Annotated in this window: 14 protein-coding genes and 1 tRNA gene; 7 read left to right on the top strand and 8 right to left on the bottom strand. The window is 60.7% G+C overall.

Annotated elements, in window-relative coordinates; translation table 11 throughout:
* Positions 1-50: 50 nt before the first annotated feature.
* Genes J3352_RS05645 through gnpA form a run of 4 tightly spaced genes read left to right on the top strand, consistent with a single transcriptional unit; the run spans position 51 to position 4,234 of the window.
* Positions 51-935 (top strand): carbohydrate ABC transporter permease, encoded by an 885-nt coding sequence (locus J3352_RS05645; protein ID WP_156066010.1) that lies wholly within the window; start codon positions 51-53, stop codon positions 933-935.
* A gap of 12 nt (positions 936-947) precedes the next feature.
* Complete coding sequence (locus J3352_RS05650) at positions 948-1,844, top strand: carbohydrate ABC transporter permease (RefSeq protein ID WP_005932964.1); 897 nt, start codon at positions 948-950, stop codon at positions 1,842-1,844.
* A gap of 11 nt (positions 1,845-1,855) precedes the next feature.
* Entirely contained in the window at positions 1,856-2,047 is a 192-nt protein-coding gene (locus J3352_RS05655; RefSeq protein WP_117505757.1) for a hypothetical protein, read from the top strand.
* Between the two features lie 27 nt (positions 2,048-2,074).
* On the top strand, positions 2,075-4,234 hold the full coding sequence (gnpA, locus tag J3352_RS05660) for a 1,3-beta-galactosyl-N-acetylhexosamine phosphorylase (RefSeq protein WP_156066008.1): 2,160 nt from the start codon (positions 2,075-2,077) through the stop codon (positions 4,232-4,234).
* A gap of 75 nt (positions 4,235-4,309) precedes the next feature.
* Here the strand turns inward: gnpA and J3352_RS05665 are convergent, their stop codons facing one another.
* Genes J3352_RS05665 through J3352_RS05685 form a run of 5 tightly spaced genes read right to left on the bottom strand, consistent with a single transcriptional unit; the run spans position 4,310 to position 10,045 of the window.
* Positions 4,310-5,524, bottom strand: a complete 1,215-nt coding sequence (locus J3352_RS05665) for a carboxynorspermidine decarboxylase (RefSeq protein ID WP_156066006.1) — start codon at positions 5,522-5,524, stop codon at positions 4,310-4,312.
* Complete coding sequence (locus J3352_RS05670) at positions 5,524-6,783, bottom strand: saccharopine dehydrogenase family protein (protein WP_156066004.1); 1,260 nt, start codon at positions 6,781-6,783, stop codon at positions 5,524-5,526. The genes J3352_RS05665 and J3352_RS05670 overlap by 1 nt, the downstream gene beginning before the upstream one ends.
* 46 nt (positions 6,784-6,829) lie before the next feature.
* Positions 6,830-7,708: an agmatinase gene (gene speB / locus J3352_RS05675; RefSeq protein ID WP_156066002.1), complete on the bottom strand. Its 879-nt coding sequence runs from the start codon at positions 7,706-7,708 to the stop codon at positions 6,830-6,832.
* Positions 7,708-8,565, bottom strand: a complete 858-nt coding sequence (gene speE / locus J3352_RS05680) for a polyamine aminopropyltransferase (protein WP_005932970.1) — start codon at positions 8,563-8,565, stop codon at positions 7,708-7,710. Before speE ends, speB begins: the two co-directional genes overlap by 1 nt.
* A 13-nt stretch (positions 8,566-8,578) precedes the next feature.
* On the bottom strand, positions 8,579-10,045 hold the full coding sequence (locus J3352_RS05685) for an aminotransferase class I/II-fold pyridoxal phosphate-dependent enzyme (RefSeq protein ID WP_005932972.1): 1,467 nt from the start codon (positions 10,043-10,045) through the stop codon (positions 8,579-8,581).
* 597 nt (positions 10,046-10,642) lie between these two features.
* On the opposite strand from J3352_RS05685, the gene J3352_RS05690 reads away from it, so the two are divergent.
* A tRNA-Gln gene (locus J3352_RS05690) sits at positions 10,643-10,713 on the top strand.
* A 76-nt stretch (positions 10,714-10,789) separates the two neighbouring features.
* The gene (locus J3352_RS05695) at positions 10,790-12,109 is read left to right on the top strand and encodes an MATE family efflux transporter (RefSeq protein ID WP_156066000.1); all 1,320 of its coding nucleotides are present in this window, start codon (positions 10,790-10,792) and stop codon (positions 12,107-12,109) included.
* 60 nt (positions 12,110-12,169) lie between these two features.
* Here the strand turns inward: J3352_RS05695 and J3352_RS05700 are convergent, their stop codons facing one another.
* The 3 genes from J3352_RS05700 to dusB form a co-directional block, all read right to left on the bottom strand.
* Entirely contained in the window at positions 12,170-12,343 is a 174-nt protein-coding gene (locus J3352_RS05700) for a chorismate--pyruvate lyase (RefSeq protein WP_097770869.1), read from the bottom strand.
* A 61-nt stretch (positions 12,344-12,404) separates the two neighbouring features.
* Positions 12,405-14,783 (bottom strand): YfhO family protein, encoded by a 2,379-nt coding sequence (locus J3352_RS05705; RefSeq protein WP_242699893.1) that lies wholly within the window; start codon positions 14,781-14,783, stop codon positions 12,405-12,407.
* 36 nt (positions 14,784-14,819) lie between these two features.
* Positions 14,820-15,851 carry a tRNA dihydrouridine synthase DusB gene (gene dusB / locus J3352_RS05710; protein ID WP_097770875.1) on the bottom strand — a complete coding sequence of 344 codons (1,032 nt, stop codon included), beginning with the start codon at positions 15,849-15,851 and terminating at the stop codon, positions 14,820-14,822.
* 181 nt (positions 15,852-16,032) lie between these two features.
* Between dusB and J3352_RS05715 the strand changes: the two genes are divergently transcribed.
* The gene (locus tag J3352_RS05715) at positions 16,033-17,184 is read left to right on the top strand and encodes an aldo/keto reductase (RefSeq protein ID WP_097772563.1); all 1,152 of its coding nucleotides are present in this window, start codon (positions 16,033-16,035) and stop codon (positions 17,182-17,184) included.
* Positions 17,185-17,188 lie beyond the last annotated feature (4 nt).

The following is a 17,188-nucleotide window of genomic DNA, read 5'->3' on the forward strand; positions in this document are numbered from 1 at the left end:
CCTCCGCTTTTTGTGGTTTTCGGGTTCCGACAGAAAGGAGCGGTTTGTCTATGAGATCTGACAAAAGCCGCAGACGGTTCGTCTTTCTCTGCGTGGCACCGGCCACGATCCTGTTCTTTCTCTTTATGATCCTGCCCACCCTCAACGTGTTCCGCATGAGCCTGTACGAGCGCGGTGCCTACTCGCCCAACGAGACCTTTGTGGGCCTGAAGAATTTCCAGCACCTGCTCAATGACACCCAGTTCATCCGCTCCATGCAGAATATGATCCTGCTGGTGGTAGTGGTGACCATCGTCACCTTTGCCTTTGCGCTGGTGTTTGCGGCCATCCTGACCCGGGAAAAGATCAAGGGGCAGAATTTCTTCCGGGTCATCTTCTACATCCCCAACATCCTGTCGGTGGTCGTCATCTCCGGCATCTTCTCGGCCATCTATAAGCCGGAAAACGGTATGCTGAACAGCATCATCGGCCTGTTCCGGGATATGACAGACCCCATCCTCTGGAAGGGCGAAAAGCTGGTCATCCCCTCCATCATCATCGCCATGGTCTGGCAGGCCGTGGGCTATTACATGGTCATGTATATGGCTTCCATGTCCTCGGTGCCCGCCAGCCTGTACGAGAGCGCCAATCTGGACGGTGCGGGCCGCCTGACCCAGTTCTTCCAGATCACCATCCCCCTCATCTGGACCAACATCCGCACCACCCTGACCTTCTTCATCATCTCCACCATCAACATGGCCTTCCTCTTTGTCAAGGCAATGACCAGCGGCGGGCCCAACGGCGCTTCGGATGTGGCGCTGAGCTATATGTACAGCCAGAAGGACGCGGGCCTGTATGGCTACAGCATGGCCATTGGCGTGGTCATTTTCCTGTTCTCGTTTGCACTGTCCGCCTGTGTCAACAAGGCCACCGACCGCGATCCGCTGGAATTCTAAGGAGGGAAGAAGATGCAGAATACCACCGAAAGATCTTCCCGCTCGGCGGAAGGTCTCTACAAGTTCTTTATCTATTTTGTGCTGGTCCTGCTGGCGGTGATCATCATCGTGCCGGTGGCATGGGTATTCATGGCCTCCATCAAGCAGAACGCGGAGTTTTACGGCAACCCGTGGGCGCTGCCTGCCGGGTTCTACTGGCAGAACTTTGTCAATGCGTGGAACGGAGCCAAGATGGGCGAGTATATGCTCAACTCGGTCATCGTGACCGCATTGGCGCTGGTGCTGCTGCTGGTCATTGCGCTGCCTGCCGCCTACTGCCTGTCCCGCTTCCGGTTCAAGGGCCGTAAACTGCTGAACACCCTGTTCATGGCGGGCCTGTTCATCAATGTCAACTACATCGTGGTGCCCATCTTCCTGATGCTGCGGGACGGCGATGTCTGGCTGAAGAGCCACTTTGGCAGCAGCTTCCTGCTGAACAATCTGGTGGTGCTGGCGGTGGTGTATGCAGCCACAGCCCTGCCTTTTACCATCTATCTGCTTTCGGGCTATTTTGCCACCCTGCCCCATGATTTTGAAGAGGCTGCCTACATCGACGGTGCAAGTTACTTCTCCACCATGACCCGTATCATCTTCCCCATGGCAAAGCCCTCCATCATCACCATCATCCTGTTCAACTTCCTGTCCTTCTGGAACGAGTACATCATTTCCATGACGCTGATGAGCTCCACCAGCGCGCCCCGAACCCTGCCGGTGGGCCTTTTGAATCTGATGCAGGCCCAGCAGAGCGCGGCCCAGTACGGCACCATGTATGCCGGTCTGGTGCTGGTGATGCTGCCCACCCTGATCCTGTACATCTGCGTGCAGAAGCAGCTGACACAGGGTATGACCGTGGGCGGTCTGAAAGGGTAAGGTGACAAACGATGAAAGCATTCTGGAAAAATCATCCCGCCCTGCGCATTTTGCTGATGCTGGTGCTGTTTGTGCTGTCCATCGCGCTGGTGACAGCAGGCTGGAAAATGACCGGGCAGCTGGCTGGTCTTGGCATCATGCTTTTGGGGGTGGCGCTGCTGCTGGCCGTGCTGGCGGTTTATAACGCCCCCTATCAGGATTGAGGAGAAGAGAGGTAAAGGAGAATTCCCATGGAAGAAAATAGAATGACCGGGCGCGTAACGATCCCGACCGATCTGGACGTGGTGCCCGAAACGCTGGAGATCCTGAAAAAGTGGGGCGCGGATGCCATCCGCGACTGCGACGGCACCGACTTTCCGCAGGAGCTGAAGGATGCCGACGCAAAGATCTACTCCACCTATTACACCACCCGCAAGGACAACGCGTGGGCCAAAGCGAACCCGGACGAGGTGCAGCAGTGCTACATTATGACCGGCTTCTACACCGCCCCCGGTGACACCGTGACCATTCCGCTGATGAAGGGCATCAGCCCGGAGTTGATGCAGGTGAACACCAACGACGACATCACCCGCTGGTGGGAGGTCATGGACCGCACCACCGGTCAGCCGGTGCCCCCGGCACAGTGGAGCTACGCCGACGGCAGCGTGACGGTGCAGGCCGTGCCGTTCCACGAGTATACGGTCAGCTTTCTGGCCTACCTGATCTGGGACCCGGTGCACATGTACAATGCCACCACCAACGGCTGGACCAACTTTGAGCACCAGATCACCTTTGACGTGCGTCAGCCCAAGACCCACAAGTATTCCATGGAGCGCCTGCGCAAGTTCATTGCAGAGCACCCCTATGTCAACGTGATCCGCTACACCACCTTCTTCCACCAGTTCACCCTCATCTTCGACGAGCTGAAGCGGGAGAAGTTTGTGGACTGGTACGGCTACTCCGCCTCGGTCAGCCCCTATATCCTGAAGCAGTTCGAGCAGGAGGTGGGCTATAAGTTCCGCCCGGAGTACATCATCGATCAGGGCTACTACAACAACCAGTACCGGGTGCCCAGCAAGGAATTCCGGGATTTTCAGGCCTTCCAGCGCCGGGAGGTGGCAAAGCTTGCCAAGGAGATGGTGGACATCACCCACGAGTGCGGCTGCGAGGCCATGATGTTCCTGGGTGACCACTGGATCGGCACCGAGCCGTTCATGCCGGAGTTCAAGACCATCGGTCTGGATGCCGTGGTGGGCAGCGTGGGCAACGGCTCCACCCTGCGCCTGATCTCGGATATCGAGGGCGTAAAGTACACCGAGGGCCGTTTCCTGCCCTACTTCTTCCCGGACACCTTCCACGAGGGCGGCGACCCGGTGCGGGAGGCCAAGGAAAACTGGGTCACGGCCCGCCGCGCCATCCTGCGCAAGCCCATCGACCGCATCGGCTACGGCGGCTACCTGAAGCTGGCGCTGCAGTTCCCGGAGTTCGTGGACTATGTGGAGAGCGTCTGCAGCGAGTTCCGTGAGCTGTATGAGAACATCAAGGGCACCACGCCCTATTGCGTCAAGCGGGTGGCCGTGCTGAACTGCTGGGGCAAGATGCGGGCCTGGGGCTGCCACATGGTGCACCACGCCCTCTACTACAAGCAGAATTACAGCTACTCCGGTGTCATCGAAATGCTGTCCGGCGCGCCCTTTGACGTGAAGTTCATCAGCTTTGAGGACATCAAGAAGGACCCCGCCCTGCTGGATGAGCTGGATGTCATCATCAATGTGGGCGATGCTGACACCGCCCACACCGGCGGCATCTGGTGGGAGGACCCGGAGATCTCCTCCGCGATCCGGAAATTCGTCTGGAACGGCGGCGGCTTCATCGGCGTGGGTGAGCCCTCCGGTCATGCCTATCAGGGCCACATTCTCCAGCTGGCCAGCGTGCTGGGCGTGGAAGAGGAAAACGGCTTCACCCTCAACTACGACAAGTACAATTGGGACGAGCACCCGGACCACTTCATTCTGCAGGATGCCGACCAGCCCATCGACTTTGGCGAGGGCAAGAAGAACATCTACGCCCTCGAGGGTACCGAGGTGCTGGTGCAGCGGAACCGGGAAGTGCAGATGGCGGCACACGATTTCGGTAAGGGCCGCGCGGTCTACATCAGCGGTGTGCCTTACAGCTTTGCCAACAGCCGCACCCTGTACCGTGCCATCCTGTGGAGCGCCCACAGCGAGGAGGAGCTGCACACCTGGTTCAGTTCCAACTATAATGTGGAAGTGCACGCCTACGTGAAAAATGGCAAGTACTGCGTGGTGAACAACACCTACGAGCCGCAGGACACCACGGTCTACACCACCGATGGAAACCATTTCGACCTGCATCTGGAAGCCAACGAGATCAAGTGGTATGAGATCTGAGTTCTCCGTTTCATAAGCAAACACCCCTCTGCATTCCGAAAGGAGCGCAGAGGGGTGTTTGTGTATCCGGGCGGCTCAGCGGGGCGAGCCCAGACGGTATTTGAAATCGTGGTAGCCGAAGCGGGCCAGCGGCTGGGTGGTGCCGTTTTCATGCAGCACCCAGATATCCGGCAGGGGCATCCCGTTGAAGGTGTTGTTCTTGCAGGTGGAATAGATGGCCATGTCGCCGAAGATGAGCCGGTCCCCCTCGGTGAGGGGGGCGGCAAAGCTGTAATCGCCCACTACGTCCCCGGCAAGGCAGGTGGGGCCGCCCAGCCGGAAGGTGCAGGGCTTTTCCCCCGGCTCGCCCGCGTCCAGCAGGGGCGGGCGGTAGGGCATCTCGATGACATCCGGCGTGTGGCAGGCTGCGGACATATCCAGAATGGCAAGATGTGTCTGACCATTCTGCAGGGTGTCCAGCACCGTGGTGACGAGGTAGCCTGCGTTCAGCGCCCAGGCCTCGCCCGGTTCCAGATACACCTGCACGCCGTACTTTTCCTGCGTCCCGGTGATGCACTTTTCCAGCGTGGCAAGGTCGTAATCCGGGCGGGTGATATGGTGCCCGCCGCCAAAGTTGAGCCACTTCATCCGGGGCAGCAGGTCACCAAATTTCGCTTCCAGCGCGGGCAGGGTGGCCGCCAGCGCGTCGGAATCCTGCTCGCACAGGGTGTGAAAGTGCAGGCCGTCCAGCAGGTCGGGCAGGTCAGGGTGCTGCGCCACAGCGGCATCCCACTGGGTACGGGTGGTGCCCAGACGGCTGCCCGGGGCGCAGGGGTCATAGATCTCGTGGCCCTCCTGGGTGGAGTACTCGGGGTTCACCCGCAGGCCCACGCTCTTGCCCGCCGCCTTTGCGGCCGGGCCGAACTTTGCCAGCTGGTGGGGCGAGTTGAACACGATGTGGTCAGCGTATTGCAGCAGCTCCTCGAACTGATCGGCCCGGTAGGCGGCGCAGAACACATGGTTCTCCTTCTCCGGCAGCTCCTCCCTGCCCAGGCGGCTCTCGTACAGGCCGCTGGCCTCGGTGCCTGCCAGATAGGGGGCCAGCACCGGGTAGAGGTCGTAGTTGGAAAAGGCCTTCTGGGCCAGCAGGATCTTGCAGCCTGTCCGCTGCTGCACGCCCAGCAGGAGCTCGCCGTTGCGGCGCAGCCGGGCTTCATCCAGCAGGTAGCAGGGGGTGGGCAGTGCAGCCAGTGCAGCCTCAGAGAGGTTCGCCAGCCCCGCAAAGGGCGGGCGGGTGTCGGCCAGCCGCATCAGTCCACCAGAGCCGGGGCGTGGCTCTCGGAGCGGGGCAGGCCGTACTTGTCCAGAGCATCCAGATACGGGTCCGGATCAAACTCTTCCACAGTGTGTACGCCCTTGGTGGTCCACTTGCCGGTCAGCAGCATCAGCGCGCCGCACATGGCAGGCACACCGGTGGTGTAGCTGATAGCCTGAGAGCCGACCTCCTTGTAGCACTCCTGATGGTCGCAGACGTTGTAGATATAGTAGGTCTTTTCCTTGCCGTCCTTCTTGCCGGTGAAGATGCAGCCGATGTTGGTCTTGCCCTTGGTGCAGGGGCCGAGGCTGGCGGGGTCGGGCAGCAGGGCCTTGAGGAACTGGATGGGCACGATCTCCTGACCGTTGAAGCTGACCGGGGTGGTGGACAGCATGCCCACGTCCTCCAGACAGCGCATGTGATCGAGGTAGCTCTGGCCGAAGGTCATAAAGAAGCGGATGCGCTTTGCCTCGGGGATGTTCTTGGCCAGAGACTCGATCTCCTCGTGGTGGAGCAGGTACATATCCTTCTGGCCCACCTGATCAAAGTTGTACTCCCGCTTGATGCTCATGGCCGGGATCTCCACCCAGTGGCCGTTCTCCCAGTAGCTGCCGGGGGCAGAGACCTCGCGCAGGTTGATCTCAGGGTTGAAGTTGGTGGCGAAGGCATAGCCGTGGTCGCCGCCGTTGCAGTCCAGAATGTCGATGGTGTCGATGGTGTCGAACTCGTGCTTCTTGGCGTAAGCGCAGTAAGCCTGGGTCACGCCCGGGTCAAAGCCGCTGCCCAGCAGGGCGGTCAGGCCGGCCTCCTCAAACTTCTTGGCGTAGGCCCACTGCCAGCTGTAATCAAAGTAGGCGGAGAAACCGGCCTCCTTGCAGCGCTTCTCGTAAATGGCGCGCCACTCCGGGTCGTCGGTGTTCTCAGGCTCGTAGTTGGCGGTGTCCATGTAGTTCACGCCGCAGGCCAGGCAGGCATCCATGATGGTCAGATCCTGATAGGGCAGGGCGATGTTCATCACCAGATCGGGCTGGTAGTTCTTGATGAGGGCGATGACCTCATCCACGTGGTCGGCATCCACCTGTGCGGTGGTGATCTTGGTGGTAGTCTTGGGGGCCAGCTCGGCGGCCAGCTTGTCGCACTTTGCCTTGGTGCGGCTGGCGATGCAGATCTCGGTGAACACCTCGGGGACCTGGCAGCACTTGTGGATGGCAACGGAGGCCACGCCGCCGCAGCCGATGATCAGAACTTTGCTCATATCGGTTACTCCTTTATCTGTAAAGTTGTCTTTTTACGGTCTGTCCTTATACCTGAAAGCCTGGCCAGCCCTTGTCCAGCGCGATCAGCAGCTCCCGCAGGACCTTGCAGGCCGTGGCTGTGGAAACGCCGGTGGTGTCCAGCGTGGGGGCCAGTTCGTTGAGGTCCGCACCCACGATGTTGGCCTTGGTTACGGTGCGGATGGCTTCCAGCAGCTGCAAAAAGCTCACGCCGCCGGCCTCCGGGGTGCCGGTGCCGGGGAAGCAGGAGGGGTCCAGGCAGTCGAGGTCGATGGTCAGGTAAACGGGCACCTTGCTGGTACAGAGCTGCTCAGTGAGCTGGGCAAGGCCCGTGAAATCGAACTTGTGCATCTCGGTGTGGGCAGCTGCGAACTCGAATTCGGTGCGGTCACCGCTGCGGATGCAGAACTGGTGGATGCGCCCGTCGCCGATGAGGTCATGGCAGCGGCGCAGGACACAGGCGTGGCTGAGCTTTGCGCCCAGATAGTCGTCCCGCAGGTCGGCGTGGGCATCAAAGTGGACGATGTGGAGGTCGGGGTACTTTTCCACCATGGCCCGCACGGCACCCAGCGTGACCAGATGCTCTCCGCCCAGCAGGAGCGGGAACTTGCCGTCGTGCAGGATCTCTGCCGCGCGGCTCTGGATGTCGGCCAGTGCGCTCTCGCTGGAGCCGAAGCAGAGCTCCAGATCGCCGCTGTCGAAGATGTCAAAATCGGTCAGGTCGGCGTTCTGGTAGGGGCTGTAGGTCTCCAGACCGTAGCTCTCGTGCCGGATGGCAGCCGGGCCGAACCGGGCCCCCGGGCGGTAGCTGGTGGTGGAATCGTAGGGGGCACCGTACAGCACGATGCTGGCGGCACGGTAGCTGCTGTCGCAGCCGATAAAGGTTTCAACGTTGGGGTAAAGCATCAGTGTTCCTCCACTTCCCGCAGCATCTCCTCCAGAAAAGCCGGCAGGTAGAATGCTCCGATATGCAGTTTGGTGGTGTAGTACCGGGTGCGCATGTTCAGGGCCTTCCAGGCGGTTGCATCCAGATCATCGATGGGGTGGTACTTCTTGCTGGCAAAGCCGAACAGCCAGTAGCCCGCCGCAAAAGTGGGGATGTGGGCCTGATACACCCGGCTGATGGGGAAGGTGGAAGCAATGCGCTTGTGGCTGCGCTGCATGGCGTTGGCATCCTCGGCGTAGAAGGGGCTGCCCTGCTGGTTGACCATGATGCCGTCCTCTTTCAGGGCGTTGAAGCAGCTGCCGTAGAACTCACGGGTGAACAGGCCCTCGCTGGGGCCGAAGGGATCGGAGGAGTCCACGATGATGAGGTCGTATTCCTCCTCGCACTGGCGGATGAATTTGAGGGCGTTCTCAAAATAGATGTGCACCCGGCGGTCATCCATCCGGCAGGCGTTGCCGGGCAGGTAGGCGCGGCAGGCCTCCACCACCTGGGGGTCCATCTCCACCAGGTCGATGCGCTCCACCCGGTCGTAGCGGGTCAGCTCCCGCACCACGCCGCCGTCGCCCGCGCCGATGACAAGGATATCCTTTGCCTCCCGGTGCACGGCCATGGGCACATGGACGATCATCTCGTCGTAGATGAACTCGTCCCGCTCGGTCAGCATCACATTGCCGTCCAGTGTGAGCACCCGGCCAAACTCGGGCGTTTCAAAAATATCAATGCGCTGGTAATCGCTCTGCTTGGAGTAGAGCTGCTTGTTCACCCGGATGCTGTGCTTCACATCGGGGGTGTGAAATTCCGAAAACCAAAACTCCATCTGCTTTCCCTCCTTATGCCAGAACGTTCAGGTGCAAAATATCAGGGTCCTCGGGGCCGGTCATGCTGCAGCCCTTGGCCTTGGCGTACTCGATATAGTTCAGGATCTCCTTGGTGATGCGCTCGCCGGGGGCCAGAATGGGGATGCCCGGCGGGTAGCACATGACGAACTCGCTGCAGACCATGCCCTCGGTCTCCCGCAGGGGCAGGCTCTTTTTGGGGGCATAGAAGGCCTCCTGCGGGCTGGCAGCCACCACGGGGTCGATGTATTCCTGGCTCAGCAGGCCGGTGCCGTCGGTGTGGTAGCGGCGCTTGATCTCGGCCAGAGCGCTGACCAGCCGCTCGATCTCCTGGGGGCGGTCGCCGATGGAGAGGTAGGCCAGGATGTTGCCGATATCGCCGAACTCGATCTGGATGTCGTACTCGTCCCGCAGGATGTCGTAGACCTCGATGCCGGCAAGGCCGATGTCCAGCGTGTGGACGCTGAGCTTGGTGGTGTCAAAGTCAAAGACAGAGTTGCCGTTGCACAGCTCCTTGCCAAAGGCATAGTAGCCGCCCACGGCGTTGATCTCTTCCCGGGCGTACTCGGCCATATCCGCCACCTGATGGAACACCTGCCGCCCCCGCAGGGCAAGGTTGCGGCGGGAGATGTCCAGACTGGACATGAGCAGGTAGCTGCCGGAGGTGGTCTGGGTCAGGTTGATGATCTGCCGCACATAGCCCTGATGCACATTGGGCCCGATGAGCAGCAAGCTGCTCTGGGTCAGGCTGCCGCCGCTCTTGTGCATGGAGACCGAGGCCATATCGGCCCCCGCAGCCATGGCGGAAACGGGCAGGCCGTTGCCAAAGTAGAAGTGGGTGCCGTGGGCCTCGTCGGCCAGGCAGAGCATCCCGGCCTCGTGGGCCATCTTCACGATGGCGCGCAGGTCGGAACAGATGCCGTAGTAGGTGGGGTTGTTCACCAGAACGGCCACGGCGTTGGGGTGCTCCTTGATGGCCTTGGCCACCTGCTCCCGCTTCATGCCCAGCGAGATGCCCAGCCGCTTGTCCACCTCGGGATTCACATAGACCGGGACCGCGCCGCAGAGTACCAGTGCGTTCAGCACACTGCGGTGCACATTGCGGGGCAGGATGATCTCATCGCCCCGCTTGCAGGCTGTCAGCACCATGCTCTGCACAGAGCTGGTGGTGCCGCCCACCATTAAAAAGGCATGGGCTGCGCCAAAGGCATCGGCGGCCAGCTCCTCGGCCTCCCGGATGACCGATACCGGGTGGCAGAGATTGTCCAGCGGCTTCATGCTGTTCACGTCCACACCCACGCACTGCTGGCCCAGAAAGGCCGTCAGTTCCGGGTTGCCGCGGCCCCGCTTGTGGCCGGGCACATCAAAAGGTACCACACGCATCTGCCGGAACTGCTCCAGCGCCTCATAAATGGGCGCGCGGCGCTGATCCAGCCGGAACCGTGTACGGTTCTCACTCATCTTTTCTCCTCCGTCCCTGGTTCCGGCGCAGCAAAAAAGCGCAGGCCCACCACACTGGTGCAGACCTGCGCTTGAAAAAGCGTTCTGAACATGCAGACAAAGCCCCGGTGACACTGGGGAAAACCTCCGCATGGTTCAAAAAGACGGGATGACGAGAGTCTATATAGCAATTACACTTTTACTACTCTTATTGACCGTTTCACAAGTCTGCGCACGTTCTGCGCAATTTCATGGCTGTAAAGGAACCAACTTATAAAATTTGAGCTTTCAACTCAATCAATAATGGCAGCTTGCGCCGCCGGTCGGCAGTGGACCCGGCTGTCCGTATGGCCTTAGCCCCGATGGGCGGTCCCAGGTAATTTGCTTTGAAAAGACTCTGACACGCTTTGTCTCTCAAAATCGATGATATCTTATCATGCTATAAGGGTGGTGTCAATACTTTTTGGGAAAATAAAGCGGAAAATGGGCAAGCGGATCGCATTATGACAAGGACACTGTAAAGACATGGTAAAAGTGTGGCAAAACACTTTGCACAGACACGGCAAAACGCTTTTGCTTGACAAATGAAAGAAATTCTACTATACTGATTCTTACCGGTGCGCCATCGCCAAGCGGTAAGGCAGGGGACTTTGACTCCCCCATCGTAGGTTCGACTCCTGCTGGCGCAACTGAAAAAGAACCCGCAGGGGGCCTGGGCGACAGGTTCCCTGCGGGTTTTATTTTTTGTGAAAAGAGGGTGTTTGTGTGAACGAAGAGAATTCTCTGCTGACCGGGGCAGTGCGGCCCGCGTTGCTGCGGTACGCGCTGCCCATTATCCTGAGCATGGTGGCAACACAGTTTTACGCCGTGGCCGATACCATGATCATCGGCCTGCGGCTGGATGCCGATGCGCTGGCGGCAGTGTCCAACGCTTCCACGGTGCTGATGATCTTTCTGTTCATCTCCGGCGGCATGGAGCTGGGCGGCGGCCTGCTGGTGGCGGCGGGCAAGCCCACTGCCACAAAGCATGAGATGACAGAGCTGCTGTACAACCTGCTGTTCGTGGATGAGGTCATCGCCCTGTTGACCACGGCAGTGGGCTTTGTGACCCTGCCGGCCTTGCTGCGGCTGATCAACACGCCTGCGGAGATCCTGGATACCGCTGTGCTCTATGGGCGCATCTATCTGATGGGGCTGCCATTTCTGATGCCCTACGATCTGAGCAAAGAGTGTGTCATGGGCTGCGGCGATTCCAAAACGCCGCTCAAGGTCATTGTGGCGACCAGCGTGATGAACATTGTGCTTGACCTTGTTCTGGTGGGGCCCTTCGGGGTGGCCGGTGCGGCGGCTGCCACAGCGGCGGCGCAGGTGGCAGGCGCGGTCTACATGGTGGCGTTTCTGCGCCGCACCCAGATGGACGCGGCCTTCTCGCCCCGGATGCTCAAGGCGCGCTATGCCAGGGATATCTTCCGGCTGTCGGCCCCCAACAGTGTCCAGCAGGCCAGCGGCACCATCATCACCACGGTCAAACAGGGGCTGCTGGGCGGCCTGGGTGTGGAAGCCATTGCAGGCTTCTCCTGCGCAGGCAAGCTGTCCAGCCTGCTGATGATGCCGGTGTTCGGCTTTGTGCAGTCCACAGTGTTCTTTATTGCGCAAAACACAGCCGCCCTTCAGCCGGGCCGTGTGAAAGAGGGCCTGCGGGAAGGGCGGCGGATCTTGTTGGTGTATTCGCTTGGGGTGGTGGCGGTCTGCATCGGCCTGCGGGGACCGCTGCTCCGGCTCTTTACCACCGACCCGGCAGCGGCCAGCTACGGCTGCACCATGCTGGCCTTTGAGTCGGTGACCTACCTGTTTGTGGCACAGAAGCATCTGTTCGAGGCCCGCCTGCGCGGGGCCCAGAAGATGGGACTGTATCTGGCCTCCAGCCTGGGGCAGATCGCCCTGAACCTGCTGGCCTGTGTGATCCTGGTGCCCCGCATCGGTTTTGCAGGCTTCTGGATGTCCAGCTGGATCAGCGCACCCATCGGAATGCTGCTGGCGGCGGCGCTGGCGAACCTCTCAGGTACTTCGCACCAGCTCCCCTAATAGGGGGGGCTTGCCTCTCCTATTAGGAGAGGTGGCATCCCGCCGGGATGACGGAGAGGTTCAGCCAATCACCTCATACTGAAAATACTCGCACTTGACCTTGCTGCCCACCTCGATCTCGGGCGGCAGCAGGGCCAGCGCAACGGGGTTCAGCTCGTCGCTTTCAATGTCGGTGCGGCGCAGGTTGACATAATCGCCGTCAAAGCTGACGACCTCGTAATACCAGGGGCCCATAGGATACCTTCTTTCATTTGAGCTTTTCTTTGAGCTGTCGCTTTTTGGAGCGGCGGCTTTTTTAATGCTTCCGTTTTTTCTTTTCGTCCCAGGCAAAGTACCCGGTGTAGAGCAGGAACACGGGCAGGGCGGCAAGGGTGACAGTCCGGCTCAGGCGGATGCCGTCCGGCTGATAGACAAAGTCGATGGTGACCGTTCCGGCGGGGCAGAGAACGGCCATCAGGCCCTCGTCCACCCGCAGGATCTCGGTTTCCTGCCCATCCACATAAGCCGTGAAGCCGTCATCGTAGGGCACGGAGAAGAACATCAGGTTGGTCCTGTCCAGCGTGGCTTCAGCGTGGAAGCCTGCGCTGTTCATCTCAAAGGCGGTGCAGGCAGAGGCCCGGCGGTCGGCGCAGTCCTGAGTGTAGCGGGTGTAGGTCAGGTCGTTGAGCTCTGCCGTGGGCAGGGGCGTGAGGTACTGCCCGTAGGCCACCGCATCCTCCTCAGTGAGCACCAGTGCCCGCATGAGCAGGTTGGAGCGGGTGGGGGTCACGGTGTCCTCGTACTGGGCCTCGGTGAGGTAGTAATCGTAGGTGAAGCCCATGGGAACGTAGTTCTGATTCTCGTAGAGAACATAGCCGTCCAGGGTATCGTAATACGTCCAGCCCTCATCGGCCTCAGCGTGGAACTGCTTCTGATGCGCAAGTGTGGTCAGCAGGTATCTGACGCTGAGCAGGCCGCGCAGGGCGTAGTTGGAGAGCTCGGGCTGACTGCGCACATCCCGCTTGACCCCCAGTGCCGGATAAAAGCTGAGGATGCTGGGAGCGGCGGTGCTGCCGAAATACTGCAGGCAGCTCTTGTCCAGCCACAGGCCCAGATTGTCGTGGGTCTTGTAGGTGTCAATGCGCCAGTCGCCCTCGGGCAGATCCTCCTTCAGGGCCAGCGCGTTGATATACTGCTCCACAAGGTCACTGTCGGTGTTCCACTGGCCGAACTTGCCAATGCCGATGTGGACGATGCCGAACAGGCAGCTGAACGCCAGCACACCGGCCAGCAGGCGGCGGGCAAAGACCCTGCGCTGCTGCCAGCGCCTGCAGATGCAATGGTAGACGGCCAGCCCGCCCAGACCAAAGGCAAGCACGGCGCAGTACTGGCCCGGATTCTGCAGCACGCCCAGGCTCCACTCCTTGGTGGTGGCATCCTGCACGGGCACCAGTGCAAAGGCCAGCGTGGCGATCATTACAAAAGCAATGCTCCGGGCGGGGCGGGCGAGGTCGAGGCTGGGGTCCTCCCACGCGCTCACCGTCATAGCCGCAAGGATGAGCACCGGCATATAGAACCACCGGGCATAGTAGCTGGAATTGAGGGCATAGAACGCGCTGTTCAGGATGGGCACCAGCGCAAATACCATGCAGACGGCAATGATCCGCTTTTTGCTGTCGCCCTGCCGGGCACGCCAGTAGGCCACCACACCGGTCAGACTGCACAGGGGCAGATAGGCTGTCATGCTGGTCCATTTGATGATGCCCTCAGACCAGATGGAGGTCATATAGGGGGAATCCGGGGGCAGCACCCAGCTCAGCAGAATGGCCAGATACTGCTGGGGCTTGGAATAGGTCAGAAAGCCCCAGCCGGAGGAAAGATCGATGGTGCGCGGGTTCTGCAGCACGCTGAGGACGGTGGGCCAGAGCACCACAAAGCCCAGTGCCACGCCCAGCAGGCTCTCAAAGGCCAGCTGACCGAAGAGGCGGGGTGTGAGCCGAAACTCCCCGGCGGAGAGCTTGCAGACGAAGTAGATGACAAGGAAGAGCACCTGCCCCACAAAGAAAAAGTAGTTGTTGAGCAGGTTCACCGCCACCCAGAAGGCGAACCATCCGTGGCGGTGCTCGTAAATGGTCTCATCCAGTGCCCAGAGCATCCAGGGGAAGAGGGCCAGCACATCGATGAAGTGGTTGAAGAAGATGTTGTACAGCCCCCAGCCCGAAAAGGCGTAGAGGGCCGCACCCAGCACCGCAAAGTTCGGGTCTTTGACGTAGCGGCGCAGGTACAGATACGCGCCGCCGCCCGCCACCGCGAACTTGAGCACCAGCAGCGGCACCATGAGGTAGGGGAGCCAGTTCTGCGGGAAGAGCAGGGAAAACCAGAAGAAGGGGGAGCCGTACAGGTAGAACGAATAGGCGTTCATGGTTCCGCTGCCCAGGTCAGTTGCCCAGGAAAAGGTGTTCTTCACGCCTTCGTATCCGGCAGGGTAGCCTGCCCCCTTGAGAAAGCCGTTCATGTAGCGGTAAAAGCTGATCTGCTGGCTGTTGAAATCGCCTGCATAGTGGAAAAAGCCGCCGTCCAGCAGATAGAACGGCAGGAAGATGAGGGCGGCTGTCAGGGCGCAGAGCCCCACGGTGAGCCAGAACTTGTCCTGCTTCTGCCCCAGCATCCGGGGCGAAGAATGAAATGCAGTCATGCGTCAGTCCTCTTTTCAGTATCGGAAATTTCCCGCTTACGGGAACGGCACCTCGCGGGTGTCATCGGGGTCCTGCGCGGCCCTGCGCTGCTGTTCGAACACCGCGTCGATGAGGGTGTCGAGGTCAGAAAGGCGGCTCAGCTCACAGCAGTAGCGCCGCAGGCTGGCGGCCCCCTTCAGGCCCTTCATGTAGTGCATGGTCTGGGCCCGGGCCTGGGGCATGGCAACGAACTCGCCCTTCTGCTCCACCATCTCCTCCACCTGCCGGCGCAGGGCGTTCATCCGGGCCTGCAGGTTCGGCTCCTTGGGGGCGGGCAGGCCTTCCAGCGCGGCGTTCACCCGCTCAAAGAGCCAGGGGTCGCCCAGAGCAGCCCGGGCGATCATCACGCCGTCGCAGCCGGTCTCCTCCACCATCCGCACAGCATCCTCGGCGGTGCGGATATCGCCGTTTCCCAGCACGGGAACGTGGACAGCATCCTTCACCGCCGCAATGATGGACGGGTCGATGCCCGGGGTGTACATCTGTTCCCGGGTGCGGGCGTGGACGGCGATGAGCACCGCGCCCGCCTGCTCACAGGCTTTGGCGCATTCCACGGCCGTGACGTGCTCCGCGTCCCAGCCCTTGCGCATCTTCACGGTGACGGGGCGGGAGGTGTTTTTGACCACTTCTTCCACAATACGGCCGCAGCGGTCGGGGTCAAGCATCAGCTTGCTGCCCGCCCCGCCCGAGACGATCTTGGGGGCCGGGCAGCCCATGTTGATGTCCAGAAAATCGAACGCGTACTGCTCCACGGCGGCAGCGGCCTGCCCCATGATCTCGGGCACTTCGCCAAAGATCTGCACGCCGTAGGGGGCACCGTTGGGTTCGGCCTTGAGCAGGCTGACGGTTTTGTGGTCGCCGTATACCAGCGCCCGGCTGGACACCATCTCACTGACGGTAAAACCGGCTCCGTGCTGGGCCATCAGCCGCCGGGCCGGGGCATCGGTAAAGCCCGCCATGGGGCCGAACACTGCCCGGTGGGGCAGGGAGATCTCCCTGATCTTCAAAGGGGTGTTGAAAGGTTCCATGATACTCCTTAGCGCTATCTGATTTAGTTGATAACATGATAAAATTTGGATTATAAGTATACCATATTTCCGGCGGCAGAACAAGAAGCGGAACATCTTTCTTGTCAGCGCGGGATTTTTCCGGTATACTGGGGGCAAAAGGAGGAGCGGCTGGAACACGGCAGCCAGCTGCACAAAAGAGATGGAATACAGAGCATGGAAAAAGCAGAACGGCGCAGGGGAGAGCATCCGCACCTCCCTGCTGGGCTACGGCTGTATGCGGTTCCCCACCACACCGGAGGGAGCCATTGACGAGCCCCGGGCCGAAGCGCTGCTGAACGCCGCACGGGATGCAGGCGTGAACTATTTTGACACCGCTTACCCCTACCACGGCGGCCAGAGCGAGCCCTTTGTGGGCAGGGTCATTGCAAAGTGGCCCCGGGAGAGCTTTTATCTGGCCACCAAGATGCCGCTGTGGCAGTGCGGGAGCCTGGAGGAGGCCCAGCATATCTTTGAAGAGCAGCTCCGGCGGCTGGGCGTGGAGTACATCGACTTCTACCTGCTGCACTCCCTGTACGCCGCCCGATACGACCGGGCCAAGGAAATGGGCATCGTGGACTGGCTGTGGGAGCAGAAAAAGCTGGGCCGCATCCGCAGCTTCGGTTTCTCCTGCCACGACAACGCGGCGGGCCTTGAGCACATCCTGCGGGATCAGCCCTGGGATTTCTGCCAGCTGCAGTATAACTATCTGGACACCGATGACCGTGCCGAGGAGATCTCGGGTGACCGCGGCTATCAGTTGACCGAAGAGCTAAACATCCCCCTCATCATCATGGAGCCCATCAAGGGCGGCACACTGGCCAACCTGCCCCCGGAGGCCGAAGCGCCCCTCAAGGCCCTGCGGCCCGAGGCCTCAGATGCCTCCTGGGCCCTGCGCTGGGTGGGCAGCCACCGGAACGTCCATGTCATCCTCTCGGGCATGAGTGCCGAGGATCAGCTCACGGATAACCTGGCCACCTTTGCCCGCTTTGAGCCATTGACCGCTGCAGAGACCGCCGCGGTGGAGCAGACCGCCGCCTTCCTGCACAGCCGCATCAAGATCGGCTGCACCGGCTGCCGGTACTGTATGCCCTGCCCCATGGGGGTGGATATCCCAGACAACTTCAGCATCTGGAACAAGCTGGGGATGTTCGGCCAGCCCGAGGCCATCAAGCACCAGTGGGAAGCCCACTTCCCCGATGCCGAAAAGGCCAGCCACTGCGTCCGCTGCGGCAAGTGCGAGGCGGCCTGCCCCCAGCATCTGCCCATCCGCAATGCGCTGGCCCAGCTGCAGCAGGAGCTGGATCAGCTGTAATCTG

This window comes from Faecalibacterium sp. Marseille-Q4164, from assembly GCF_017377545.1.
In the GTDB taxonomy this organism is placed as follows: domain Bacteria; phylum Bacillota; class Clostridia; order Oscillospirales; family Ruminococcaceae; genus Faecalibacterium; species Faecalibacterium duncaniae.